Raw genomic sequence first — 23,973 nt, forward strand, 5'->3', positions numbered from 1 at the left:
TAAGACAGGGTTTCGTTACGAGGGAAACGATATTTCATGTCGCTCGATGCCGCCGAACACGTGCACCGTCAGTTCCTTGCCGCGCTGGACGGGGGCACAGTGCGGCGGCGGTCAAATCTTGGTCTGAACGACGTTGGTCTGGCGCCTGAACGGGCGGCGGCGCTGTTCCGGTCGCAGGCGCTTTCGCGGCAACTGGATCGGCTGAGCCGCAAGCTGCAGGCGCGGGGCGAGGGGTTCTATACCATCGGATCTTCGGGGCACGAGGGCAATGCGGTGCTGGCTGAAGTGCTGCGCACCGATGACATGGCGTTCCTGCATTACCGCGATGCCGCGTTCCAGATTCACCGCTCGCACCGCGTTCCGGGCGAAAATCCGGCGTGGGACATGCTGCTTTCGTTTGCCGCCAGCGCCGAAGACCCGATTTCGGGCGGACGACACAAGGTGCTGGGATCGAAACGATTGTTCATTCCGCCGCAGACATCGACCATCGCCAGCCATTTGCCCAAGGCGGTGGGGGCCGCGTTTTCCATCGGGATAGCGCGCAAGATGGGTTTCGATGGCGCCGTGTTAGCGAGGGATGGCGTCGTGCTGTGCAGCTTTGGCGATGCCAGCGCAAACCATTCGACCGCGCTGGGTGCGATCAACACGGCGTGCTGGGCGGCGTTTCAGGGCACGCCGATGCCGATCATCTTCCTGTGCGAGGACAATGGCATCGGCATTTCCACGCGGACGCCGCCGGGGTGGATCGAAGCGAACTTTTCAACCCGCGCGGGGTTGCATTACGTGGCGTGCGACGGGTCTGACCTGGTGGATGCGATGCGCGCTGCGCTTGAGGCTGAGGGCGTGGCGCGCCGTCAGCGCAAGCCGGTGTTCCTGCACATGAAGACGGTGCGGCTTTATGGTCATGCCGGGAACGATATGCAGCTATCCTATCGCAGCAAGGACGAAGTACGCGCGGAGGAAGAGCGCGATCCCCTGCTGGCGAGTGCAGCGCTGCTGATCGAGGAAGGCGTGATGACAGCCGCCGAAGTGCGCGCCGAGTACGATTCCATCGAGGCGGCGCTGGGCCGCCAGGTCGAACTGGCAATTGCACGACCCAAACTGGCGGACGCGGCGGCGGTGATGGCGAGCATTGTGCCTTCGAAACGGCTGGGCGTGGAGCGACCCTTGGCATCTGCCGAGGCGCGAGGGACCCTGTTTGCCGACGATGCGGGTGCGATGGACAAGCCGCAGCATATGGCAAAGCTGATCAGCTGGGCGCTGGCGGACCTGCTGTTGCAGTACCCGAATGCCGTGGTCTGCGGCGAGGATGTGGGGCCGAAGGGCGGGGTCTATGCCGCCACCCAGAAATTGCATGCGCGGTTCGGATCGGCGCGGGTCATCAACACCTTGCTCGACGAGCAGGCGATTCTGGGGCTGGCGATTGGCGCCGCGCACAATGGATTGCTGCCGCTGCCCGAAATCCAGTTCCTCGCCTATGTCCACAATGCCGAGGATCAGATCCGGGGCGAAGCGGCGACGCTTTCGTTCTTTTCCGATGGGCAGTTCACCAATCCGATGGTGATACGGATTGCGGGGCTGCCGTACCAGAAAGGGTTCGGCGGGCACTTCCACAACGACAATTCGCTGGCGGTGTTTCGCGATATTCCGGGCTTGGTACTGGCGGTGCCATCCAATGGGCGCGACGCGGTGGCGATGCTGCGCGAATGTGTGCGGCTGGCGCATGAGGAAGGCCGCGTGGTCGTGTTCGTGGAGCCGATTGCTCTTTATATGACACGCGACCTGCACGAACCGGGCGATGGCTTGTGGTCGAGCGTCTATCAGCCGCCGGGTGAGGGCGCGATCGGCTTTGGCGAAATCGGGTTGGCGGGCGAGGGGACCGACCTTGCCATCGTGACCTATGGCAACGGGTTCCACCTTTCGCTTCAGGCGCAGAAGCTGCTGGCGGGGCAGGGCGTTGCCGTGCGCGTGATCGATCTGCGCTGGCTGGGACCTGTGAACGATGATGCGGTGATCGCGGCGGTCGCGCCTTGTAACCGGGTGCTGGTGGTGGATGAATGCCGGATCACCGGCGGGCAGAATGAGGCGCTGATGGCGCTTCTGGCCGAACGCGCGCCGGGCAAGGCGATTGCGCGGATGGCGGCGGCGGACAGCTTCATTCCTCTGGCGCGCGCGGCAACGCATACCCTGCCGAGCCGCGACGGAATTGTGGCCAAGGTGCTGGAGATGATGGGGCAGTGATGGTGTTTCCAATTAGACTTGCTCGTCATGCTGAACTTGTTTCAGCAGCCATCTCGCCTTTGGCACGGACGGCGTTTGGGGCACGATGGACTCTGAAACGAGGTCAGGGTGACGATCGGGGGGCAAGTTGGTGACCAAGGAAACCATCCTTGTCGTGTGTCCCGGACGGGGCACGTACAACGCGCCTGAACTGGGCTATCTGGCGCGGCATCATCGCGGGTCTGACTGGCTGGCCCGGTTCGATGCCTTGCGCGTGGGCATGGGCAAGGAGCCGCTTTCTGCGCTGGACGGGGCAGCGAAGTTTTCGCCTGTGCATTTGCGCGGTGATAATGCCGCACCGCTGATCCATGCCTGTGCGTACCTGGATTTCCTGCAACTGGACCGTGAGCGGTTCGAGGTGGTGGCGGTGACCGGCAATTCAATGGGCTGGTACACCGCGCTGGCTTGTGCGGGGGCGGTGTCGCCTGACCATGGCTTTGCGATTGCCGATGGCATGGGGGTGAATTCGCAGAAAGCTTTGCCCGGCGGGCAGGCGGTGCTGGTTCTGGCGGGGGAGGACTGGACAGTCGATCCGGCGTTGTTGCATGGCGTCGAGGCATCGATGGCGCGGCACGGGGTGCACTTGTCGATCCGGCTGGGCGGGATGCTGGTGGTTGCGGGCACCGATGCTGCTCTGGATGCGCTGGAGCCCGATTTGCCCGGATTATCGCGCCCGCCGATGCGGTTAGCGGGCCATGGACCGTTTCATACAGCCCTGATGCAAGCCAGCAGCGATGCGGCGCGGGCCCAGTTCCCGGTGGACTGGTTCGGCAGGCCGGAACTGCCGCTGATCGACGGGCGGGGCAAAGTGTGGCGGCGGTTCGAGACAGCGCCGCAGGATCTATGGGATTACACCTTCCGGCATCAGGTTCTTGAACTTTACGATTTCACCGCCGCGATGACCGTGGGCATCCGCGAATTTGCGCCGGACCGGATTGTCCTGCTCGGCCCCGGCGAGACGCTGGGCGGCGCCATTGGGCAGGTGCTGATCGCGCTTAAATGGCTGGACATTTCGTCACGTAACGTATTTTCTGAACGACAGGGAAAGGATGCGTTCCTGATTGGCATGGGTAGGGCAAGCCAGCCCGGAAAACCTGACCAAAGAGGTATCGTGATCCCGTGAGTCAGCCGTCAATTTTGTTCGTGTGCCTTGGAAATATCTGCCGTTCGCCCCTTGCCGAGGCGGCGCTGCGCAAACGTGCGGTGGAGGCAGGCGTAGCCATGACCATCGATTCCGCCGGAACCGGCGACTGGCACGTGGGGCGCCCGCCCGATCCGCGCGCTGTCGCGCTCGCCCGGTCAAAAGGGCTGGATATATCGGCCTATCGCGCGCGTCGGGTGACTGAGGCGGACTTTCACAAGTTCGGCCACGTTTTCGCACTCGATCCGCAGAACCTGAAGGACCTGCACCGCATCGAACCCTCACGCCACATCGCCGAAGTGCGCCTGCTGATGGACCTTGTGCCCGGCCGCAAAGGCACGGCCGTGATCGACCCCTATTATGGCGACGAGGACGACTTCGAACAGGCCTGGGCCGATGTTGACGCGGCGGCGGAAGCGCTGGTGCGGCGGTATTTGGGGTAGTACAGCGAATTTCATTATTGCAATAGCAATTGGATACGTAAGCGCAGCCGCATCATCAGTTTTTCTGCGCCGTCCTACCGGCCGTTTCGTCTTCGTTCTCTGCTGACGGCGCAGGGCTTGCTCCAGACCATATCTGGATGGCGAACCGCCAGTGGCCGTGATAATCCAGGTAAATGTGCTGGCCGCAATGTTTACAAATCCCCTCATAGGGACGGTCGACGGCATCACCTGTTTTGCCTTTGACCATCACTGCACTGTGATAATTATATTGGCATAATGCAAATTTACGCCGGATTTTGCGAAAGATGTCTTTTGAAACCACCTTTTCCAAAATCATGACCGAGTTCTTCAAATTCATGGCACACCCTTTACTTTAAGGCGATTATCTTCGTGTGTGCAAATCCGTAAAAATCTTCGCCTTCATCACAGAAGGCAGCCCTACTGAGATGTTTCAGAAAGCAGCTTATCAAGGCGAAACAGAACTCATCGGCGCGGCTTGTATACAGTTGGGCAGTATCGGTCGAAATAAGCGGTGAAAATATGATTGTATAATCATTGGCAGATCCAAAAATGCAATAATTTCGGGGGACTAGTCTAATTAAGTCATAATAACTCGGACATTTTTCATTTAAAATAGGTGAATTCATAGGATTATTAAATTTAACACCTATAATTTCTGACATAATTGCAATGGATTTACAGACAGTTTCATAAAGTTCCACGATTTCTTGTTCAAAATTATCAGCGGTAACTTCTTCACAAAAATCTATAATGTACGAAACATATCTGCGGAGTGCGTCGAAACGCACAGGCGAAACATTGCTCACGGGTTGCTTCTTTCAATTGAATATGCACAGCCCGCGTAGGAAATGGTGATGCCCGGTTTCAATTTTGAACGAATGGTCGAGATCAGTACCCGGACCGAAGAATTGGCGAGTTCCCGTTTGCCGCTTTGCGATTTTCGCAGATGGTATGTCAGGACAGGCAAAGGCGACTTTTCCGCAAGGGCGGCAAGGATTTCATTCTCACGCGCGGTCAAGGGGGAGTCACACCAAAGAGACGGGTCGAAGCTTCGTGCCCGTCGCGGACTTCCCGTTTCGGCGGACATGCGGTAGCGCCGATGATGCGCCAGCAACCTTGCCTGCGCTTCGGGCACGGGTGTCCGTTGGTCGAAGACATCGTCGTATCCCGAATTCAGCAACTTGCTGCGGTCGGAAGGCATGGCGCCGACCAGAACTGCTATCTTGGGCTTTTTCGTAAGCACTGGTTGGTAAAGCCTCAGCAGGCGTTGCAACCGGCGCATATCGTAGCCAGCCACTACCAGAATATCGTATTCCTCGCGTACGCCGGTCAGGTCAGCGACATAGGATTCCGAAACGGTGCAAATCTGTTGATTGGGGGCGATGAAATGCAGCCACCCCATCGTGCCATGCGCTTTCATGTCTCCGATCACTGCCACGCGGACAGGAATATTCCTGATGTCTGTCAGGTTGAATGCCGCAGCACTCGCGAGTTCGTGAGCAGGGCGCTTTTGGTCGCAGAAGGAGAAATCCTCCGCATCCATCCTGTATGCCAACTGTGTCATTCTCCCCCCCCGGTTAGGGTGCGTCGGTCTTGCCAAAGAAACGCGAAATGAAAGCAAGACAATCTTTACAGCCCGCACTCGCTTTACTGCGATTTCTCCGAAATGGACAAGCTTCTAATATCGTTAATATATTTTTACGCACCGCACCGACGGTGAGAGTCTAAGTATATGAAAAAAAGGAAAAAAAATGATTTTTCCGGAATATTCAAAGTCCAAAACCTTAAAAAATTTTACAATATACCCAAAAGGGATGTGAAGTATAAATCTGAAAAATAACTTCAATAATTAGAATGATATAATGGTTAATGTCGAGTTAATATAAAGATTTACTTGAACTGTTTTTTCCACAAAAATTTAATGGACGTAGTATATAATCATAGGCCTAGAATTGTCGGCGTTTTAAGAATCATAGATGATAACAATTTCTGAAATAAAATATAGACAATCGTTCACCATGGCGAATCCACGACAGATTAGGGAGAAGCTTTTTCCTTGGTGGATCAAGACTGCCACGACATCAGAGGATAAGAAGCCCGCAAAACCATGTGGGGTGCGCGTCTGGCCCATCTTGCGCCAAATCAGGCACTTGTTTTGCAACGCCTTTTACAATGTCTTTTACGATGTCTTGCTAGGCCGTAGACTCATAAACGCGCAGCCACAGGCGCATTGAGGCGAGTTGGACCATGGCCAGAAAGTTTTCGGCCAACTTGTCGTAGCGGGTAGCTACTCTGCGGAAGTGCTTCAATTTGGAGAAATAGCGTTCGATCAGGTTCCGCTCGCGGTACAGCCATGTGCTGAAGTACGGTTTCGACTTCCGGTTTGCCTTGGGCGGAATGTTGGCAAACGATCCCTTTTCGCGGAGAGACGCTCGGATACGATCGGCGTCATACGCCTTGTCTGCCAGCACGATTGTTCCGGCGCCAACGTGATTGAGTAGATCGTCAGCCGCTTGCCCGTCGTGGCTTTGCCCGGCAGTCAGGCTGAGCCGGATCGGGAGGCCTTGCCCATCGACGACCGCGTGGATTTTGGTGGTGAGCCCGCCTCGGGAGCGACCGAGACAATGATCTCGATCCCCCTTTTTGCCGTCGCAGCCTGTTGGTGCGCCCGGATGGAAGTGCTGTCGATCATCTGGATATCGCCATCATGGGCGGCGGTGATGGCGTCCATCATTCGATCCCACACACCGGCTTTTCGCCATCGCACGAAGCGATTGTAGCAGGTTGTGCGCGGGCCATAGCGTTCCGGCAAGTCTCGCCACGGCGCCCCTGACCGCAGCACCCAGAAGATGCCATTCAGCACACGCCGGTCATCGACACGTGGCACGCCTCTAGGCTTGTTGGGCAACATTGGTTCGATCACACGCCACTCGAAATCGGTCAGGTCATATCGGCTCATCCAGTCCCTGAATCAGCTTTCGCTCAACAAGGAAAGGCGTGTTACGATGAACCCTATGAAGCCCTGGATGTCTTGGACGCTATTCTTCTTTGCCGCTGCCTTGATCGCATTCTTCAGCGGTGAGCAGTGGAACACCCGACTTATCGTGTTCCTGATTCTGACAATTCCGATTGTCATCTGGGCGGTGCGACAGATCAAGAAGGCTCAGACACCGTCGCGTTAATGGGTTCACGGCCTAACAATGTCAGCATTGGACAGTTCGAGTGTCTCCCAACGGCCCAACCACCCCGTCGATTTGCCCGCCGTCGACGGTCAGTGGTGATGCCAGCACAGGTGCCGCCAGCGCCAGCGCCATCGCTGCCAGAGCCTTGCGGATCACTTCTTCGCAACGCCCAGTTTCTGGTGGAAGAAATCGAATGTGGCATTGATGGCTTTCAGCGAGGCATCGCGCGTTTCAGCGGGAGTCCTGCCGATGAAACTGTGATCGACGGCGGGAATGAAGATCGACTGTACGGACACGCCCGCTGCCTTCAGCGCCGCTTCGCCGATGCGCGATTGCTCGGCGGGGACGACCTTGTCCTCCTCACCATGGATCAGCAGGAAGGGTGGGTCCTTGGCGTCGATGTAAGCAACGGGACTGACGATGCGATGCTGATCGGCGGTGCACGGTGCGGTGCAGCCGAGCAGCTTGGCTCCGGCGGAATTGCCATCGGGCGTGGCGTTCATTCCGGCAAAGTCGAACACGCCATACCACGTGACGGCAGCCTGCACGCAACCATCGCTGGCGGCGGCGGGATCGAGCGTAGTGTCCCTGCACGTCAGCGCGGTGAGCGCGGTCAGGTGCCCGCCGGCCGAACCACCCCACACGCCCACGCGGGACGGATCGATGGCGAAGCGCGAGGCATTGGCGCGCAGGAAGCGAATGGCAGCGTTGGAATCCTGCAACTGCGCGGGAAATTGCGCTTCGGATGACAGGCGATATTCGAGGCTGGCGACAGTGAAGCCTTCTGCGGCCAGGCTCGCCAAAACCTTGGGGAAATCGGCGAAAGCGCCGGAATGTCGTGTATGCCCGCCGCGCCAGCCGCCGCCGTGGATGTAAAGCACCAGCGGATGCGGGCCGTTGCCCGATGGAACATAGATATCGACGACTTGCGGGCGGTAACCATCCACGGTCTGGTACACCACGTCGCGCCATGCCTTGACCCCGCCGGGGAAGCTGGCCGGCACTTGCGGGAAATGGTCTTCGAGGACGGGCTTTTCGGCGACAGGGAAAACGCGATCACCGGCGTTGGCGGGGTGCACGAAGGCAATTGCGAGCAGGGCCGCGAGCAGGCTTGCGCCGGGGAGCTTTCGGGTCATCATTCTCTCCGTTCGGTCAGGCATGTTTGCCTTGGGTTTTTTCGTTGCGATTCAGATCAGGGTGGACGGGTCTGGTTTGTGGTGCGCCTGTGCGGCTAGGCGGATCGGGGCGTTGACCGCACCATACCCCGCGTAGCCGCGCCGTTCGACCACTTCGAAGAACACCCGGCGGGCAAAGGCGCGGCTGTAGAACTGGAGGTACTCAGCCTCGCCCCCCTGGCCATCATCGGATCGATCATAAAGCAGGTCCGCCGCCGCCATGCGTTCGACCAGATCCGGTTCCAGGCCCCAACGGGCTTCAAGATCGTCGTGATAATTGCGCGGTATGGCGAGGCGGGGGAGGCCCTTGGCTGCGGCGCTCTCCGCCACGGCGAAGGCGTCGTCCGTGCTGAACGCCAGATGCTGCACGCCCGCGCCGAAATAATTCTGCACAAAGCGCGAGGTCAGCGATTGCGCGGCGAGCGACCCGTTGAGGGTGAAACGCACGGATTTGTCCGCGCTTTCCACCGCCTGGCTTTGCACCAGCCCCATCGGATCGGCGATTTCAAGCTGCGGTGTTTTCGTCAGATCGAACATGGCGACATAGAACAGCAGCCAGCTGAGAAATTCCTCATACTGCATGGTCTGCGCGATGTGATCGACGCAGGTGAGCAGCGGCGCATCCGGCGCGGGTTCCAGCGCGTGCGGAAATTCATGCGCCCACATCGCATCGCGCGTGGCGGCATCGACAAGGTAGAGCAGGCTGCCGCCAACCCCGCGTACGCTGGGCACAGGCCATTCATCAGGAGCGACTGCCTGTTCAAAGCGGGGCACGCGCAGAAAATCGGCGCGGGCAAGTGCGGCGGGCACATCGGCGACGGCCAGCCCGATGGCGCAGACCGACGCGCCGTGGACGACATCGAACGAATGGGCGAGACCGTCCGGCTCGCAATTGATTACCACGTTGATCGCGCCCTGCTGCCATCGGGTGACATCTTTCGAGCGGTGGCGCGCGGTGGGGCGGAAGCCGAGTGGGCGAAGCATGTCGCCCAGCGCGCTGGCTTCTTCATGGCTGGCGGCAAATTCGATGAATTCCACGCCGAGTGGAGCCACCTTTGGCGGCAGCGTGGCGGCCTCGGCGCTGGGCTTGGCAATGCCGCCCTGCATCAGGCGCAGCGAGCGGTAGCCATCAAGCGCGACGCCATGTGCCGAGCCAGCGCGGAAGCGGTCGTTGAAGATTTCGAGGCTCCAGTAACCGTCATAGCCGATGCGGCGGATGGCATCGGCCCAGTCGTCGAGCGGGAAATCGCCCTGGCCGGGCATTGAGCGGAAATGGCGGCTCCATTGCAGCAGGTCCATATCGAGCACCGGGGCATCGGCGACCTGCACGATGAACAGTTTTTCAGGCTTGATGTCGCCGATGCTGGAGGAGGGGATTTTGCGCGAGAGCGAATGGAAGCTGTCGAGCACCAGTCCGATGGCGGGATGATCGACGTCGCGCACGATGCCCCATGCCTCGCGGTGATCGTTGACATGGCGGCCCCATGCCAGCGCTTCGTAACCGATCCGCAGGCCGCGTTTTGCCGCGCGTTCGCCCGCTTCGTGCAGATCGGCAATGGCGCGGGCGCGGTCTCCATCGGCGAGCGGGGAACAGGACGAGCAGACCAGCAACAGGTCTGTGCCGAGATCCTGCATCACGTCGAACTTGCGCTCAAGCCGGTCGAAGGCGCGGGCGCGCTGCGGTTCGGGCAGGCCATCGAGGTCACGGAACGGCTGGAACATCGTGCAGGCAAGGCCGAGATCGCGCATCATCGCGGCGATTTCGCGCGCAGAAAGGTGAGTGGAGAGCAAGTCGTTCTCGAACACTTCCGCGCCATCATACCCTGCTGCGGCAATCGCCTGCAGCTTGGCATCGAGCGTACCGCTGATCGAGACGGTGGCAATGGACGTCTTCATGGATCAGGCTCTCCGTTGTCCCGCCGTTTTCGGCTTTCGGACATGCGACTCTTGGACTCGGTGTTGACAATGTAAATTGTTAGGGACTAGTTCGTTACATAAATGACGCGTCGATGCAAGGGCGCAAGGGGAGTCTGGTGGCAGACGGTTCGGGAAAGGCTGCGGATGCGATTGCACAGGATCGGGGAAAACCCGGTTCGCGCGGCAACGTGTGCAGACCGCAGTCAGAAATGGCGCTAGGCTGGGGGGACGAAGAACCGCGCGCACTGCGCGATCCGTCCCTGCCTGCGGAGGTCGCCGAGTTGTCCGAACCTGATACCGATGCCAAACCAGCGCGCCGCAGCCGGGCTGAAAGCCGTGAACAGGCCATCAACCAGATCATTGACATCGCCACCAACGAGTTCGTGGAAAAAGGGCTGGCAGGCGCGCGGATCGACGAGATCGCGGGCAAGGCCACCAAGCGCAAGATCTACTATTATTTCGAGGGCAAGGACGAGCTTTACCGCGCGGTGCTGGCGCGCGCTTATGCCCAGGTGCGCGAAAGCGAGGCGCAAGTGGATATTGACAGCGGCAGCGCCGCGCAGGCGCTGCGCCGCCTGATCGAGCATGACGTGCATTATCACGCGCGCCACCCCGAACTGGTGCGGCTGGTGATGAACGAGAACATCCACCGCGCCGAACACCTCAAGCAGATTCCCGCGCTGCCGCAGGGCAACCGTCGCGTGATCGATATCCTGAAGGCGATCCTGACGCGGGGTGAGGCCGAAGGCCTGTTCCGCGCCGGGATCGATCCGGTGGATCTGCACCTGAACCTGACCGCACTGAGTTTCTACAACGTATCCAACCAGTTCACCTTTGCACATAACTTCGGCGTCGACATGACCAGCGACGAGGCGATTGCGCGGCGGGCACAGCAGGTTGGCGATATCATACTGGCCTGGGTGACGAAGAAGGACTGACCGCGCGGGGGCATTGTGCTCCTGTTTTCGCGCGGATCGGCCATGCGTCCCCCACGGCTCCTGAGGAGAGGACGAATGGCACTTCCCCCCGCCGCTGGCGGTGAACCAGCAAGCAGCGCGACTGCATGGACGCCAAAGGGCATTGCCATCGTCGCGCTGTGCTTTGCGATCAACATGGCCGATGGCGTGGATGTGACGATCCTGTCGTTCATCGCGCCGCGTCTGCAAAGCGAATGGGCCATCGGGTCCGATGTGATGGGCAACCTGTTCAGTGCCGGGCTGATCGGCATGGCGATCGGCGGCATGTTCATTGCGCCACTGGCCGACCGGCTGGGGCGACGGGCGGTGATCCTGGCCGCATTGGTGCTGATGTCTGTGGGCATGTTCGCCAGCAGCTTTGCGCCGAGCGTTGCCGTGTTGTTTGCGATGCGCGTGCTGGTGGGATCGGGCATCGGCACAGTGCTGGCCGCGATGGCGGCGCTGGCGGCAGAAAGCGCGCCGCCAGAACGCCGCAATCTGGCGGTGGGCATGGTGCAGGCGGGCTATCCCTTCGCCGCCGTGTTCACCGGGCTGATCGTGGCGCAATTGCTGCCGGTGTACGGATGGCAAGCCATGCTGTTCGGCGCGGCAGTACTGACCGTGGTGCTGTTTCCGGCGGCGATGCTGGTGCTGCCCAGGGATCGCCCGGCCAGCATTGGCGGTGAGGCGGTGAAAGCCGGGAGCGTGGGCGAACTTTTCCGGCCCGAACTGCGCGCGCGGACCGTGGCGCTGTGGAGCGCGGTGTTCTTCGGGCTGATGGTGCTCTATTTCATCGTCAGCTGGATTCCCAAGCTGTCCATCGCTGCGGGGCTTTCGGAAACGAACGGCATCTATGCCGGCGCGCTGTACAATCTCGGCGCGTTCATCGGCACGATGTCGATGAGCTTCCTGGCGCTGCGTGTGCCGCTGGGACGGCTGGTGCCGACCATGCTGGTGCTGGCAGGCGTGGCGATGGTGGTGTTCGGATCGGTGACCATGCCGGTGTGGCTGACACTGGGCGTGGCCTTCGCCATCGGTGTGCTGCTGCAGGGCGGATATAACGGCGTCTGGCCGATCGCCGCGGGGGCCTATCCAGTGCAGTTGCGCGCAACCGGCATCGGGTGGGCGATTGGCGTGGGCCGGGGCGGAGCAGTGATCGGGCCGATGCTGGGCGGATACCTGATGGCAGCAGAGGCGCCGCTCGGCTTTCTGTTTCTTGCCTATTGTGTGCCGCTGGCGATCTGCGCGGTGGCCGCATTTCGGGTTGAACGGAATAAAGTGTTACCAACCAGTAACAGCTAAATTGACAGGGACTAGTTCGTAACATAAATGCAAGAACCGTGAGGCGGCGAATCCAGCCGCCCGTGGAGGAGGATGACCATGAATTTGAGGGGCACTCGCCTGGCCGTTTCCGCGTCACTGCTGTCGGTGACCATCGCGTTGGCCGCACCGGCAATCGCGCAAGACGCGCCGCAGGATGCAGCGCAGGAAGAAGCGACCGACGCACCTGTGAACAGCAGCGAGATCGTCGTGACCGGATCGCTGATCGCGCGTCCGAACAATACTGCGGTCAGCCCGATCGTCAGCGTGGGCGAATCTGCGCTGAAGGAAACCGGCCAGGCCAACCTGCAGGATGCGCTGAACCAGTTTCCCAGCTTCACCACGGCGGGCAATTCGAGCACCGGAGGACAGGGCACCGGCGGTCGTGCCTCGGTAAACCTTCACGGGCTTGGCACCAACCGCAACCTCGTATTGCTGGATGGCAAGCGTCTGCCGCTGTCGGACATCAATGGCAACGTCGATATCAACATCCTGCCTGAATCGATCATGGGCGGGGTGGACATCATCACCGGTGGCGCTTCGGCCATCTATGGGTCCGATGCAATTTCGGGCGTGGTCAACTTCAGGACGCTGCGCAAGCTCGAAGGCGTTCGCATGGACGTGCAGAACGGCATCAGCGGGCGCGGCGATGCCCACCGCTTCAACGGCTCGCTGGCTTTCGGCAGCAGCTTTGACGAAGGCCGGGGCAACGTGCTGGCGGCATTCAGCTATGCCCAGCAAGACGCCGTCAACGGTTCGAGCCGCGACTTCTTCTTCGACAAGACGCCGTCGTCGTTCATCGGCACCGGAACTTTTGTGCCCAGCGCGCTCAACGCACCCGATGCCGGTGTGGTGGCGGGGGTCTTCTCAGGCTACGGCACGACCACGTTGCCCAACAATGTGCAGCTTCTTAACCTTGGTTTCAACAACGACGGCACACTGTTCACGCAGACCGGCGCGCGCAATTACAAGGGGCCGAACGGCACCAACGGCTATCTGGTCGTGGGCAATAACGTGCGCATGCCGGTGGGCCAGCAGATCGATTTTTCCAACGGGCTGAAGCGCAAGAGCGCCTTCGTGAAGGCCGATTATGAAGTGACGCCGGGCATCACCGCCTATGGCCAGTTCATGTTTGTCGACCTGGCGGTGCATACCGCATCGGGCGGCAGCCTGACGCAGTTCGGATCGCTGACCACGGTGCCGGTTACCAATCCGTTCATCCCGCAGGACTTGCGCACGATTCTGGCCTCGCGCCCCAATCCGACCGCGTCGTTCACCTGGAACGGGCGCTATGTAGGCGTGCCCTACAAGAACTGGGACGAGAACTATGCGGTCCAGCAGTATATGGCGGGCCTGAAGGGCGACATCACCTCCGGCTGGTCGTTCGACCTGTTCGCTTCGTATGACCAGTCGGTCCACGATCAGCAATTGAACGATGCCGTGGTGAAGAGCCGGGTGCAGACGCTGTTGAATGCGGTCGATGGCGGCGCTTCGCTGTGCAGCGGCGGGTTCAATATTTTCGGCGATGCCAATGCGCGTTCGCTTTCGCAGGCTTGCGTCGATTATATCACCAAGACTGCGTTCTCGAAGGAAAAGCTGGCGCAGACCCAGGCGCAATTGCAGGTCAACGGCAAGCTGTTCGATCTGGGCGCAGGTCCGGCGCAGATCGCACTGGTGGCGGGGTATCGCAAGAACACCTACAGCTTCATTCCCGACAGCGATCTGCGCGCGCAGAATATCGAATCCGTTATCGCATCGCAGCCTGCTTCGGGCCGGATTTCGGTCAAGGAATTCGCAGCGCAGATCGATATTCCGCTGATCGCCGACAAGCCGTTCATCCGCGAATTCGGCATCGGCGGCGCAGTCCGCTATTCCGATTATTCGGTGACCGGCGGCGTTACCAGCTATGAAGCCGATGTGCGGTGGAAGCCGGTGGACGCGCTGCTGTTCCGTGGCAGCTACCAGCGCGCGGTGCGCGCGCCAAACATCGGAGAGCTGTTCTCACCCCAGCAGGGCACGCAATTGGTGATCGGCACGCCTCCGGGTGCACTGGGCGATCCATGCGACGTGCGTTCGACCGCGCGGACCGGAGCCAATGGCGCACAAGTGGCGGCGCTTTGCGTGGCGCAGGGCATCCCGCAGGCGGCGATTTCAAGCTATACCTTCCCGACGACGGCAACGGGCCAGCTTGTTTCGGGCAACACCGCGCTGACGCCTGAGCGCGCCGACACGTTCAACGTCGGCTTCGTGCTCAACTCGCCGTTCGATGGCGGCCTGCTGTCGGACTTCACGCTCTCGGTCGATTACTACAGCATCTCGGTCAAGAACGTGATCTCGAATGTACCGGGGCTGACGGTTCTGTCGAAGTGCTTCAACCTTGATGGTTCGAACCCTGGCTACGATCCCGGCAACCTGTTCTGCGGGTTGATGGAGCGCGATAATGCGGGCCAACTGGTGACAGTGGCGACGCCGTTCCTCAACCTCGGCTCGGTTAAGACCGATGGCGTGGAAGCGCAGGCCAACTGGTCGGTGCCTTCGCCGATCATGCGTGGCGACAGCGGCCGGTTGTTCGTCAATGCTGCCGTGGGCTGGCTGAACAAGTACAGCCTGCAATTGCTGCCGGGTGCACCCGTGCTGGATTATACCGGCATCAGCAATGGCGCGGCTGGCGTCAGCAGCCTGCCGCCGCGCGCAACGCCCAAGTGGAAGTCGGTCACCAGCTTCGGCTACCGCTCCGACGATGCCACGCTGGGCATGCGCTGGCGCTACCAGAGCGCGATGAAGGATACGACCTCTGTCCTGACGCCTGCCACTGCGCAAGTCGGCGTCGGCGCCTATGCGCTGTGGGACATGTTCGGCACGGTGAAGGTCAACAAGACTATCGAATTCCGCGCCGGCGTGAACAACCTGTTCGACCGCGGCCTGCCGTTTATTTCCAGTTCGCAGAACGGCACCGATGTGGCGCTCTACGATCCCATCGGGCGTTCGTTCTATGTCGGCGCGCGCGTGAACTTCTGATCCACCCTCAGTCCCGGCACTTCACCGGTGCCGGGACGCTTTTTCAGCTTTGCACCGGGAACGGCCACCGTGTTCGACACCATCAGCCTTGCGGAATACGAAGGTCAGGCATTGCGGACCGGCCTTGTCGGTCGCGGAATCCTGGCATCGGGATCGCCATGGCTGCATGAAAAGGAAGCGGCGGCGCAGGGGTTGGCGCTGAAATACGAGCTGTTCGATTTTTCAGACCGCAACTGGCCTGACGATGCACTGGGCGCGGTCCTGGCACAGGCGCTGGACGCCGGGTTCAGCGGGTTGAACGTGACCTTTCCGTTCAAGCAGGCGGTCATCCCGCTGCTGGACGACCTCAGCGACGATGCCCGCGCGATCGGCGCGGTCAACACCGTGCAGATGACCGACGGACGGTTGATCGGCCACAACACCGATGTAACGGGCTTTGCAGCAGGCTTTGCCGCGGGCCTGCCTGATGCGGCGCTGGACAGTGTGTTGCAGATCGGTTGTGGCGGGGCAGGTTCTGCCACTGCCCACGCCCTGCTTTCGCATATCGGCGCAGGGCGATTGTTGCTGGCCGATTCCGATGTGGACCGCCGCGAGGCGTTGCGACATGCACTGGCTGGCCTTTATGGTGAAGCACGGGTCGCCATCGCGCCGGACCCGGAAATCGCGGCGCGCGAAGTGTCGGGAATCGTCAACGCGACGCCGGTTGGCATGGAGAAGTTTCCCGGCATGCCGATTTCGGCCAATGCCATAGAAGCGCGCCACTGGATCGCCGACATTGTCTATTTTCCGCTGGTGACCGAATTCCTGGCGCAGGCGGCGGCAAAGGGATGCCGCACGCTCGACGGATCAAGCATGGTGATCCATCAGGCCGCAGGCGCGTTCGAGATTTTCCTGAACCAGCGCGCCGACCGCCAGCGCATGCGCCTGAGCTTCACCGACTTCGTCCGGCAGGGCAAGCCGACCGACTGAGCCGAGCAGGCTGTGCCAGCCACCAGCGCATAGACCGCGCGGCCAGCGTTCTCCAATTTCCTCAGCCAACCGCACCAGCCATTCCGCACGCATTCTGCAACCCGCAGAAGACCCACAAACGCGTTGCGCTTTTCAAGCTTTGGCGGGGTCTGGCGAACAGGCCAATGGTGCCCGGGGACGGATTCGAACCGCCGACACGCGGATTTTCAATCCGCTGCTCTACCAACTGAGCTACCCGGGCATCGTCAGTCGGCACCTTGTTCAGGGCCGTGCCGATTTGGAAGCGCGCCTATGGCGAAGCGGGGGCGGATTGGCAAGCCCCTGTGACGGATTTCTGAAGGATTTCGCGCAGGAAATTTTGCCGTGCTGCGGATGGTGGTCAGTCTTCTGGATCGACTTCGACGGGCAGGCCGGGGAGGGCGTAGCCTTCATCGAGCCACTGCAGCAGATCGCGGTCGCGGCAGCGGGTCGAGCAGAACGGCGCATGGGCTTCCACGCGCGGCTTCCGGCAGATCGGGCAGCGGCGGACGGGGCGGGTGGCGTCTGTAGTCATGCGGGAACGGCCTGTGCGTGGCCGCCGGTAAGGGCGAGCTTCGGTTCTGGCTGGCGACGCACGGTGCGGCCGGTGCGGCGGGCGAGTTCTGCCTCCCATTCGGGCTTGATCGCATCGAGCACGACGGGATGAGCGCTGAGCAGGAGGACGCCCGGTTCGGCCACGCGCTCGGCGGCGCGCAACAGGATGCGGGCTGCGGCGGCGCTTCGCTGGCGCGCAAAACGCGCGACGAGCGAGGGGCGTTCGAGGCGGGCGACAAGGTGGATGAAGCCGAAGCCGTTCATCGCGGTGCGCTCTCCGGTCCAGTCGATCAGCGCATCGGCCAGCGCCTTGTCGATATGCTGCCGATCCTTCTTGTCGGGCAGCGAGGGGAAATCGATGCCGATGGACCCGCCGATGTCGAGCCGGTGGAGCGCGTCGGCGATGACCGGTACTGCCGCCAGTGAGAGCTTGAGCGGGGGCAGCGCACCGTCAATGTCGATCAGCGTCATCGCAGGCGTGGGGCTGACGATGATCGAGCCGCCCGCAAAGGGGATTTCCCCGGTGAAGGCCTGTTCGACCAGATCGTCCCAGCCGTGCGAGGCAAGATCATTGCCGGTTATGGGCACGATGCGCAGACGCGCGCCGCTCGCCTCGATTTCCTCGCGCAAGGTAGGCGCCGGCGTTGGCGCTTCGCCGGTGGCGGGGCGGGTTACCGGAAGCTTGGTGCGGCCCTTTTCGGCGATGGCGGCGCGCACGACGCGGACGGTGAGCGTCACACCTTCGGTCGCATCGCGCGGGAGCTGGTCGATCAGGGCTTCGGTGCCGTCGTTTAGGCGCACCGTGCCGCGTTTGGCATCATGGTGGCGCTTGATGAGGCGGGCCGGGGTGATGAGGCCGGGGCGCACGGGATCGCCCCATTCGATGCGCGCAGACAGGATCTGACCGCGAGAGACGAGGATCGCGCGTTCTTCGGCTATGCCAGCTTCGTAGAGCCACTCAGCGGACATGGAGACCCGCCGCGATCAGGAGGCGACGCGTTTCGAACAGCGGCAGGCCGATGACGCCGGAATGGCTGCCCGACAGCCAGTTGCAGAAGCCTTCGGCGCTGCCCTGGATGGCATAGCCGCCCGCCTTGCCGTGCCATTCGCCGCCCGCGATATAGGCGTCCACCTCTTCACGGGACAGGCGCTTGAAGCGCAGGATGGTTTCGGACAGGGCTTCGCGCAAGCGGCCATCGGGTGTGATCACGGCGACGGCGGAGAATACGCGGTGGCGGCGGCCCGATAACAGCGCCAGGCACTGGCGCGCGGTGGCTTCATCCTCTGCCTTGGGCAGGATGCGCGCGCCTGCGCCGACTACGGTATCGCCTGCAAGGATGACTGCGCCCGGCGCAAGGGCAGCGGCGGCGCGCGCCTTTTCAGCGGCGAGGCGGACGGCGTGATTGCGCGCGCGTTCACCCTTCAGTGGGGATTCGTCGATGTCTGTCGCGACAACGCGGGACGGCGCAATGCCAAGCCGCCCAAGCAATTCAAGCCGACGCGGGCTGGCCGAGGCCAGGACCAGTTCGGGTGAGGGAGAGGAGATTTCGGGCGAGGTGCCGTCCTTTGTCAGGTGCCGCCCGGACCGCCGCGGCCGGGCATGAAGCGATAGGTTATGCGGCCCTTTGTCAGATCATAGGGTGTGAGTTCAACCAGAACTTCATCGCCCACCAGCACACGGATGCGGTTCTTGCGCATCTTGCCAGCGGTGTGGCCGAGAATTTCATGGTCGTTTTCAAGCCGCACACGGAACATCGCATTGGGCAGGAGTTCCACCACGCTGCCGCGCATTTCGAGGAGTTCTTCTTTCGCCATCGGCAGGACCGGAAGCCTTCTGACCGGTCGTGCGTCACGCGGCACGGGCCACCGATCAAACCCCGCGCGGCGCGCGCCTTAGCGCTGACACGCACGAAAGGGAAGGGCATCGTTCAGCATGCTGCAATGCGACAAATTGATACGATATGCGCATTGCCTGCCGGGGACTGCTTGGCCACCTGTGCGTTATCGAAGCTGAGCCGCGCAAGGCGACACAATTTTCAAGGGTTTGCATAGTGATGTTGAAAGCAGCTGCATCCATGGCGGCATTGGCGTTCTGCCTGGCAGCGCTCAACCCCGCGATGGCACAGGATGTTACAGCGGGCACGGACGATGCATCGCAGGACGGCACACGTGCAGAGGATGAAGACCCGATCTTTGCCGAGCCGGGGCAGATTCTGGTCGTGGCGACACGGATCAGGGGGCAGGTCGATACCGAGCTGGCGCCGATCGCCGTGCTGGATGAGGAAGCGATTGCATCTTATGGCGCAGGATCGCTTGAGGACCTGCTGACGGCGCTTTCCCCGCAGACTTCTTCGGGGCGCGGGCGCGGCGATGGCAGACCGATCGTGCTGCTGAACGGGATGCGGATTTCAGGCTTCCGGGAAATGCGCGGGCTGCCGCCCGAAGCGATCCGGCGGGTGGAAGTGCTGCCTGAGGAAGTGGCGCTGAAATACGGCTATCGGCCCGACCAGCGCGTGGTGAACTTCATCCTGAAGGACGATTTCAACGCCTTTGGGACCGATACCGAGGTACGCTTGCCAAGCGGCGGCGGCTTTACCGAACTGGAGCAGGAATTCACCCTGACCCGGATCGACAACGGCAACCGCATCAACGTGACCGGCAAACTGGAAGACGCCAGCCCGCTGACCGAGGCGGAGCGCGGCATTGTCCAGACGGCGGCAGGCAGCGCGGCAGCGGCGGAATATCGCACGCTGATCGATGATTCGCGGTCGGCTGAGTTGAATGCCACGCTGGCGCGCGCGCTGGGCAATGGCGCGGGGCTGAGCCTGAACATGCTGGCGCAGCGCAAGGATTCGCGCAGTCTCAACGGCCTTAACACGATAATTCAGGATGAAACCGGCGCATTGCAAGGGCTGGCCCGACGCACCAGAACCACGACCTTGCAGGCGGGCGCCGCGCTGAACAAGCCACTGGGCGAGTGGTTTCTGGCGGTGACGGCGGACGGTGGCCATGTCGAGACGAAAACGACCATCGACAACAACGGCTATGTCGATGCCGATCGGGCGCTGTCGAAGACGGATTCACTATCGAGCCTTGCCACGATCAGCGGGCGACCCCTGCGCCTGCCGGGCGGCGAGGTGGGCCTGACGATGAAGGCCGGGTTCGATTATTCGGGCATAGAAAGCAGCGACACGCGGACGACGACCGGCACGGTGAACCTGAAGCGTGGCGATGCACAGGCTGGGTTCAGCGTGGACTTGCCGATCACCAGCCGCAAGGAGGGTTTCGGCGCGGGGGTGGGTGACATTTCGCTCAATGCCAACGCCGAGGTGCACCGCCTTTCGGACTTTGGCACGCTGTACAACTGGGGTGGCGGCCTGACCTATTCGCCCACCGAAAGGCTGACCTTGCAGGCCAGCTATGTGGCGGCGGACAAGGCGCCGACGCTGACGCAACTGGGCGGGCCGGTGACGGTGACGCAGAACGTCTCGCTCTATGATTTCACGCGTGGCGAAACGGTGTTGGCGACGGTGATCAGCGGCGGCAATCCGAACCTTGTGAAAGAGCGGCAGCGCGATTGGAAGTTCGGGCTGAACTGGTCGCTGCCGTTCCTGAAGGATTCGGCATTCGTGGCCGAGTATTTCCGCAACCGTTCGACCAATACGTCCAACAGCTTTCCCTTGCTGACGGCGGATGTGGAAGCAGCGTTTCCGGGCCGCGTGGTGCGCGATGCCGATGGGCGGATCGTTTCGGTGGACCAGAGCGCGGTGACCTTTGCCGAGGAAAAGGGATCGCGGCTGCGCTATGGCCTGAATGTCTCTGGCGGTTTCGGCAAGCCTGATCCGGCCATGCAGCGGCGCGGGCCGATGGGGGTGTTGCGCGCCGGTGGCGGCCCGCCTCCGGGTGGCGGTGCCGGTGGGCCGCCTCCAGGCGGCGGGGGTGGACCACGCATGGGCGGTGGAGGCCCCGGCGGCTCCGGCGGAATGAACGCGGACGGGCGCGGGCGATGGAATCTTTCGCTGTTCCACACCGTGCGGTTTCAGGAATCGGTGCAGATCGCGCCGGGCGGCACGGTACTGAATCTGCTGGAGGGCGACGCCATCAGCAGCGGCGTGGCGCGCCATTCGCTGGAAATGGAAGGCGGCGGATTTTATCGCGGGTTCGGCCTTCGGGCGAGCGGCAGCTATACCGGCGGATCGCGCATCGATGCGAGCGGCGCGCCGGGATCGACAACGCTGAACTTCGCCCCGATCGCCACGTTCAACTTGCGCCTGTTCGCCGATCTGGGGCGCAAGGAAAAGCTGGTCGAAAAGGTGCCGTTTCTCAAGGGAAGCCGGGTATCGCTTTCGGTGGACAACGTGTTCAACGCGCAGCAGCGCGTGACCGACGATACGGGCGCGGTGCCGCTGCGCTACCAGCCTGGTTACCTTGATCCGCGGGGGCGCGTGTTCGAGATCGAGTTTCGCAAGCAGTTCTGATTACATGTGGCGGGTGCTGCCCTGCACCCATGCGCGGGCACGGGCGCGAAAGTTTTCGCGTTCGTTGTTCTCATAGGCATCGGCGAAATGCCGCAGCGAAATGACGCTGGCGAGCGGGAGCCGTTCATCGAACAGCAGGCCGCAACGGCCATAGCGCGACCACTGCACCGTTCCGAACGCCTCGATGTTTTCGCACTGGAGAATCCCTGCCGTACCCTCGACGGGGAGCGCATCCTTCGGGATCAGCGCCGCGCCGGTTACGGAAAGATCTTCGAGCATGCAGTGCTGTACGCCGGTCAGCAGGATCAGCCGCGCCGGGACATGAAGGCGCACCCGCGCCTCGCCCCGGCGGTGGGGGGTGGCGGTGCCGTTGTGCGACGCCAGGGTCTGGAATAGTTTACCGGCCATTCACGATCTTTGTGGCCATGGCTGCTAAAACGGTTGAAACGCCCGATCCGGGAAAACACGCATGACCCAAAGGGCGGGGCAGGCGGGACTGGGGAAATGCCGCTGCGGCCCATTGCGCGGCCCGGCAGAGGCACTATCTGCTGGTCCAGCATGGCCCGAAAGCCCGAAACTCCGCCCGACCGCGAAACCGACCGCTTCCACGAGGATCGCGCGTCCGTCACCGTGCGCGGCGCGGATCAGCCCGATATCGACAAGGGCGTGTCGGTGATCCGCGATACGGTGAACACGCTTAAGCCAAAGCCCGGCGTCTACCGGATGCTCGATGCGCGGGGCGATGTGCTTTATGTGGGCAAGGCGCGGGCGCTGAAGAACCGCGTGGCGAATTATACGCAGGTTGACCGGCTGACCAACCGGCTGCGGCGCATGGTCAGCCAGACCCGGTCGATGACGATCATCACGACGGCTTCGGAAGCCGATGCGCTGCTGCTGGAAGCGCAACTGATCAAGCGCTTCCGCCCGCCCTACAACGTGCTGCTGCGCGACGATAAATCGTTTCCGTTCATCCTGTTGCGCGCGGACCATGCCTTCCCGCGCATTCAGAAACATCGCGGTGCGCGCAAGGCCAAGGGCAACTATTACGGCCCGTTTGCCAGCGCGGGCAGCGTCAACACCACCATAAACGCGCTGCAAAAGCTGTTTCTGCTGCGAAGCTGCAACGATGGCTTCATGGCGCGGCGCGACCGGCCTTGCCTGCTGTACCAGATCAAGCGCTGTTCCGCCCCTTGCGTGGATCGCATAAGCGAGGGCGATTACGGCGAGCTGGTGCGGCAGGCGAAGGATTTCCTTGGCGGCAAATCGAGCGCCGTGCAGCGCGAGATCGAGACGCAGATGCAGGCGGCGGCGGAAAACCTCGATTTCGAGCGCGCCGCGATGATGCGCGACCGCTTGCGCGCTGCCACGTTCATCCAGGGCAGCCAGGCGATCAATGCCGAGGGCGTGGGCAATGCCGATGTCTTCGCGATGGCGAACAAGGGCGGGCAGGTTGCGGTGCAGGCGTTCTTCATTCGCGGGGGACAGAACTGGGGCCACCGCGCGTTCTTCCCCACACACACCGACGGTCTGGCCGAAGAAGAGGTCCTGACCAGCTTCCTTGCGCAGTTCTATGAAGAAGTGCCACCGGCGAGGTTGATCCTGGTGGACCGCGACTTGCCCGAAGCGGACCTGCTGGCCGAAGCGCTGTGCGAAGCAGCTGGCGGCAAGGTGGAAGTATCAGTGCCACAGCGCGGCGACCGGCGACGGCTGATGGAACAGGCGCAGCGCAACGCCACCGAGGCGCTCGACCGGCGCATGGCCGAGAGCGGGACCAAGGCCAGGGTCATGCGCGAACTGGCGGAATTCCTCGAACTGCCCGAAGTGCCGCAGCGGATCGAGGTTTATGACAACAGCCACATTCAGGGCACCAATGCGCTGGGGGCGATGATCGTTGCGGGGCCGGAAGGCTTTGTAAAAGCGCAATATCGCAAATGGAACATCAAGACCGCGCAGACCAACGACGATTTCGGCATGATGCGCGAAGTGATGACGCGGCGGTTTGGAAAGGTGCAGGAGGACGATCCCGACCGCGAGGGCGGCACATGGCCCGATCTCGTGCTGATCGATGGCGGCAAGGGGCAGATGTCAGCCGTGAAGGAGGCGCTGGGCGAACTTGGCATCGAGGATGTGCCGCTGATCGCGATTGCCAAGGGGCCACATCACGGGCGCGAGGGGCGCGAGGTGTTCCACTTCCCCGATGGGCGCGAAAAGATGCTGCCGGTCAATTCGCCGGTGCTGTTCCATTTGCAGAACATGCGCGACGAAGTGCACCGCTTTGCCATTGGCGCACACCGCGCCAAGCGCAGCCGCGCGATCACCGCCAGCCCGCTGGACGAGATCGCAGGCATCGGCCCGGCGCGCAAGCGGGCGCTGCTGCTGCACTTCGGCACGGCGGGCAAAGTCCGTGCCGCCAGTCTTGAGGATCTGCAGCGCGCACCGGGGGTGAGCGCAACGGTGGCGCAAACGGTATACGACTTCTATCATCCGTCCGGTTAGGAGA

The 23,973-nt window shown here is 61.9% G+C and carries 22 protein-coding genes and 1 tRNA gene; 10 read left to right on the forward strand and 13 right to left on the reverse strand.

The window, feature by feature from the left end; genetic code table 11:
* Positions 1 to 36 precede the first annotated feature (36 nt).
* The 3 genes from LUA85_RS04285 to LUA85_RS04295 all read left to right on the forward strand — a co-directional run bounded on the left by LUA85_RS04285 (position 37) and on the right by LUA85_RS04295 (position 3,864).
* Complete coding sequence (locus LUA85_RS04285; RefSeq protein WP_231467214.1) at positions 37 to 2,241, forward strand: alpha-ketoacid dehydrogenase subunit alpha/beta; 2,205 nt, start codon at positions 37 to 39, stop codon at positions 2,239 to 2,241.
* Positions 2,242 to 2,371: 130 nt separating this feature from the next.
* Positions 2,372 to 3,403, forward strand: coding sequence for an ACP S-malonyltransferase (locus LUA85_RS04290; protein ID WP_231467216.1), 1,032 nt, complete (start codon positions 2,372 to 2,374; stop codon positions 3,401 to 3,403).
* Complete coding sequence (locus tag LUA85_RS04295; RefSeq protein WP_231467218.1) at positions 3,400 to 3,864, forward strand: low molecular weight protein-tyrosine-phosphatase; 465 nt, start codon at positions 3,400 to 3,402, stop codon at positions 3,862 to 3,864. Before LUA85_RS04290 ends, LUA85_RS04295 begins: the two co-directional genes overlap by 4 nt.
* Positions 3,865 to 3,919: 55 nt before the next feature.
* Here LUA85_RS04295 and LUA85_RS04300 read toward each other — a convergent pair whose 3' ends face one another.
* The 4 genes from LUA85_RS04300 to LUA85_RS04315 all read right to left on the reverse strand — a co-directional run bounded on the left by LUA85_RS04300 (position 3,920) and on the right by LUA85_RS04315 (position 6,844).
* Positions 3,920 to 4,222 (reverse strand): hypothetical protein, encoded by a 303-nt coding sequence (locus LUA85_RS04300; RefSeq protein ID WP_231467220.1) that lies wholly within the window; start codon positions 4,220 to 4,222, stop codon positions 3,920 to 3,922.
* Between the two features lie 10 nt (positions 4,223 to 4,232).
* Positions 4,233 to 4,691 carry a hypothetical protein gene (locus LUA85_RS04305; protein ID WP_231467222.1) on the reverse strand — a complete coding sequence of 153 codons (459 nt, stop codon included), beginning with the start codon at positions 4,689 to 4,691 and terminating at the stop codon, positions 4,233 to 4,235.
* The gene (locus tag LUA85_RS04310) at positions 4,688 to 5,428 is read right to left on the reverse strand and encodes a hypothetical protein (RefSeq protein WP_231467224.1); all 741 of its coding nucleotides are present in this window, start codon (positions 5,426 to 5,428) and stop codon (positions 4,688 to 4,690) included. The genes LUA85_RS04305 and LUA85_RS04310 overlap by 4 nt, the downstream gene beginning before the upstream one ends.
* A 649-nt stretch (positions 5,429 to 6,077) precedes the next feature.
* Positions 6,078 to 6,844, reverse strand: a protein-coding gene (locus tag LUA85_RS04315; RefSeq protein ID WP_231466484.1) for an IS5 family transposase whose coding sequence is annotated in 2 segments (ribosomal slippage) — positions 6,078 to 6,532 and positions 6,532 to 6,844 — 768 coding nt in all. Because the reading frame shifts where the segments join, the coding sequence is not laid out codon by codon here.
* Between the two features lie 55 nt (positions 6,845 to 6,899).
* Here LUA85_RS04315 and LUA85_RS04320 point away from each other — a divergent pair.
* Positions 6,900 to 7,067 (forward strand): hypothetical protein, encoded by a 168-nt coding sequence (locus tag LUA85_RS04320; protein WP_231466483.1) that lies wholly within the window; start codon positions 6,900 to 6,902, stop codon positions 7,065 to 7,067.
* 21 nt (positions 7,068 to 7,088) lie between these two features.
* On the opposite strand, the gene LUA85_RS21580 is transcribed toward LUA85_RS04320, so the two are convergent.
* The 3 genes from LUA85_RS21580 to LUA85_RS04330 are packed head-to-tail and all read right to left on the reverse strand — an operon-like array spanning position 7,089 to position 10,138.
* Complete coding sequence (locus tag LUA85_RS21580) at positions 7,089 to 7,223, reverse strand: hypothetical protein (RefSeq protein WP_256448220.1); 135 nt, start codon at positions 7,221 to 7,223, stop codon at positions 7,089 to 7,091.
* Positions 7,220 to 8,203 carry an alpha/beta hydrolase gene (locus LUA85_RS04325; RefSeq protein WP_231467225.1) on the reverse strand — a complete coding sequence of 328 codons (984 nt, stop codon included), beginning with the start codon at positions 8,201 to 8,203 and terminating at the stop codon, positions 7,220 to 7,222. The genes LUA85_RS21580 and LUA85_RS04325 overlap by 4 nt, the downstream gene beginning before the upstream one ends.
* 51 nt (positions 8,204 to 8,254) lie before the next feature.
* Positions 8,255 to 10,138, reverse strand: a complete 1,884-nt coding sequence (locus LUA85_RS04330) for a bifunctional sugar phosphate isomerase/epimerase/4-hydroxyphenylpyruvate dioxygenase family protein (RefSeq protein ID WP_231467227.1) — start codon at positions 10,136 to 10,138, stop codon at positions 8,255 to 8,257.
* A 137-nt stretch (positions 10,139 to 10,275) separates the two neighbouring features.
* Between LUA85_RS04330 and LUA85_RS04335 the strand changes: the two genes are divergently transcribed.
* The 4 genes from LUA85_RS04335 (at position 10,276) to LUA85_RS04350 (ending at position 16,422) form a co-directional block, all read left to right on the forward strand.
* On the forward strand, positions 10,276 to 11,097 hold the full coding sequence (locus LUA85_RS04335; RefSeq protein WP_231467229.1) for a TetR/AcrR family transcriptional regulator: 822 nt from the start codon (positions 10,276 to 10,278) through the stop codon (positions 11,095 to 11,097).
* Between the two features lie 75 nt (positions 11,098 to 11,172).
* Positions 11,173 to 12,417 (forward strand): MFS transporter, encoded by a 1,245-nt coding sequence (locus LUA85_RS04340; RefSeq protein WP_231467231.1) that lies wholly within the window; start codon positions 11,173 to 11,175, stop codon positions 12,415 to 12,417.
* A gap of 78 nt (positions 12,418 to 12,495) precedes the next feature.
* Positions 12,496 to 15,453 (forward strand): TonB-dependent receptor domain-containing protein, encoded by a 2,958-nt coding sequence (locus LUA85_RS04345; protein ID WP_231467234.1) that lies wholly within the window; start codon positions 12,496 to 12,498, stop codon positions 15,451 to 15,453.
* A 69-nt stretch (positions 15,454 to 15,522) separates the two neighbouring features.
* Positions 15,523 to 16,422, forward strand: a complete 900-nt coding sequence (locus LUA85_RS04350) for a shikimate dehydrogenase (RefSeq protein ID WP_231467237.1) — start codon at positions 15,523 to 15,525, stop codon at positions 16,420 to 16,422.
* A 165-nt stretch (positions 16,423 to 16,587) separates the two neighbouring features.
* Here the strand turns inward: LUA85_RS04350 and LUA85_RS04355 are convergent.
* The 5 genes from LUA85_RS04355 to infA all read right to left on the reverse strand — a co-directional run bounded on the left by LUA85_RS04355 (position 16,588) and on the right by infA (position 18,810).
* Positions 16,588 to 16,663: transfer RNA gene (locus LUA85_RS04355), tRNA-Phe, on the reverse strand.
* A gap of 138 nt (positions 16,664 to 16,801) precedes the next feature.
* Positions 16,802 to 16,975: a DNA gyrase inhibitor YacG gene (gene yacG, locus LUA85_RS04360; protein WP_231467240.1), complete on the reverse strand. Its 174-nt coding sequence runs from the start codon at positions 16,973 to 16,975 to the stop codon at positions 16,802 to 16,804.
* Positions 16,972 to 17,964 (reverse strand): ribonuclease E/G, encoded by a 993-nt coding sequence (locus tag LUA85_RS04365; RefSeq protein ID WP_231467242.1) that lies wholly within the window; start codon positions 17,962 to 17,964, stop codon positions 16,972 to 16,974. Before LUA85_RS04365 ends, yacG begins: the two co-directional genes overlap by 4 nt.
* Positions 17,954 to 18,484: a nucleoside triphosphate pyrophosphatase gene (locus LUA85_RS04370; protein WP_371823645.1), complete on the reverse strand. Its 531-nt coding sequence runs from the start codon at positions 18,482 to 18,484 to the stop codon at positions 17,954 to 17,956. Before LUA85_RS04370 ends, LUA85_RS04365 begins: the two co-directional genes overlap by 11 nt.
* Positions 18,485 to 18,564: 80 nt before the next feature.
* Entirely contained in the window at positions 18,565 to 18,810 is a 246-nt protein-coding gene (gene infA / locus LUA85_RS04375) for a translation initiation factor IF-1 (protein ID WP_231467245.1), read from the reverse strand.
* A gap of 239 nt (positions 18,811 to 19,049) precedes the next feature.
* Here infA and LUA85_RS04380 point away from each other — a divergent pair, with 239 nt between their 5' ends.
* Positions 19,050 to 21,473 (forward strand): TonB-dependent receptor domain-containing protein, encoded by a 2,424-nt coding sequence (locus LUA85_RS04380; RefSeq protein ID WP_231467247.1) that lies wholly within the window; start codon positions 19,050 to 19,052, stop codon positions 21,471 to 21,473.
* Here LUA85_RS04380 and LUA85_RS04385 read toward each other — a convergent pair whose 3' ends face one another.
* Positions 21,474 to 21,881, reverse strand: coding sequence for a PilZ domain-containing protein (locus LUA85_RS04385; protein WP_231467249.1), 408 nt, complete (start codon positions 21,879 to 21,881; stop codon positions 21,474 to 21,476).
* Positions 21,882 to 22,031: 150 nt separating this feature from the next.
* Here LUA85_RS04385 and uvrC point away from each other — a divergent pair, with 150 nt between their 5' ends.
* Complete coding sequence (uvrC, locus tag LUA85_RS04390; RefSeq protein WP_231467251.1) at positions 22,032 to 23,969, forward strand: excinuclease ABC subunit UvrC; 1,938 nt, start codon at positions 22,032 to 22,034, stop codon at positions 23,967 to 23,969.
* Positions 23,970 to 23,973: the final 4 nt, after the last annotated feature.

The sequence above is a fragment of the Novosphingobium sp. CECT 9465 genome, assembly GCF_920987055.1.
In the GTDB taxonomy this organism is placed as follows: Bacteria; Pseudomonadota; Alphaproteobacteria; order Sphingomonadales; family Sphingomonadaceae; genus Novosphingobium.

Excerpts from the sequence above, each read along its gene's own strand:
- LUA85_RS04330 (WP_231467227.1), bottom strand. The coding sequence starts at position 10,138 with ATGAAGACGTCCATTGCCACCGTCTCGATCAGCGGTACGCTCGATGCC.
- LUA85_RS04345 (WP_231467234.1), top strand. The coding sequence starts at position 12,496 with ATGAATTTGAGGGGCACTCGCCTGGCCGTTTCCGCGTCACTGCTGTCG.
- LUA85_RS04365 (WP_231467242.1), bottom strand. The coding sequence starts at position 17,964 with ATGTCCGCTGAGTGGCTCTACGAAGCTGGCATAGCCGAAGAACGCGCG.
- LUA85_RS04340 (WP_231467231.1), top strand. The coding sequence starts at position 11,173 with ATGGCACTTCCCCCCGCCGCTGGCGGTGAACCAGCAAGCAGCGCGACT.
- LUA85_RS04325 (WP_231467225.1), bottom strand. The coding sequence starts at position 8,203 with ATGACCCGAAAGCTCCCCGGCGCAAGCCTGCTCGCGGCCCTGCTCGCA.
- LUA85_RS04380 (WP_231467247.1), top strand. The coding sequence starts at position 19,050 with ATGTTGAAAGCAGCTGCATCCATGGCGGCATTGGCGTTCTGCCTGGCA.
- uvrC (WP_231467251.1), top strand. The coding sequence starts at position 22,032 with ATGGCCCGAAAGCCCGAAACTCCGCCCGACCGCGAAACCGACCGCTTC.
- LUA85_RS04310 (WP_231467224.1), bottom strand. The coding sequence starts at position 5,428 with ATGGATGCGGAGGATTTCTCCTTCTGCGACCAAAAGCGCCCTGCTCAC.
- LUA85_RS04300 (WP_231467220.1), bottom strand. The coding sequence starts at position 4,222 with ATGAATTTGAAGAACTCGGTCATGATTTTGGAAAAGGTGGTTTCAAAA.
- infA (WP_231467245.1), bottom strand. The coding sequence starts at position 18,810 with ATGGCGAAAGAAGAACTCCTCGAAATGCGCGGCAGCGTGGTGGAACTC.
- yacG (WP_231467240.1), bottom strand. The coding sequence starts at position 16,975 with ATGACTACAGACGCCACCCGCCCCGTCCGCCGCTGCCCGATCTGCCGG.
- LUA85_RS04385 (WP_231467249.1), bottom strand. The coding sequence starts at position 21,881 with ATGGCCGGTAAACTATTCCAGACCCTGGCGTCGCACAACGGCACCGCC.
- LUA85_RS04320 (WP_231466483.1), top strand. The coding sequence starts at position 6,900 with ATGAAGCCCTGGATGTCTTGGACGCTATTCTTCTTTGCCGCTGCCTTG.
- LUA85_RS04285 (WP_231467214.1), top strand. The coding sequence starts at position 37 with ATGTCGCTCGATGCCGCCGAACACGTGCACCGTCAGTTCCTTGCCGCG.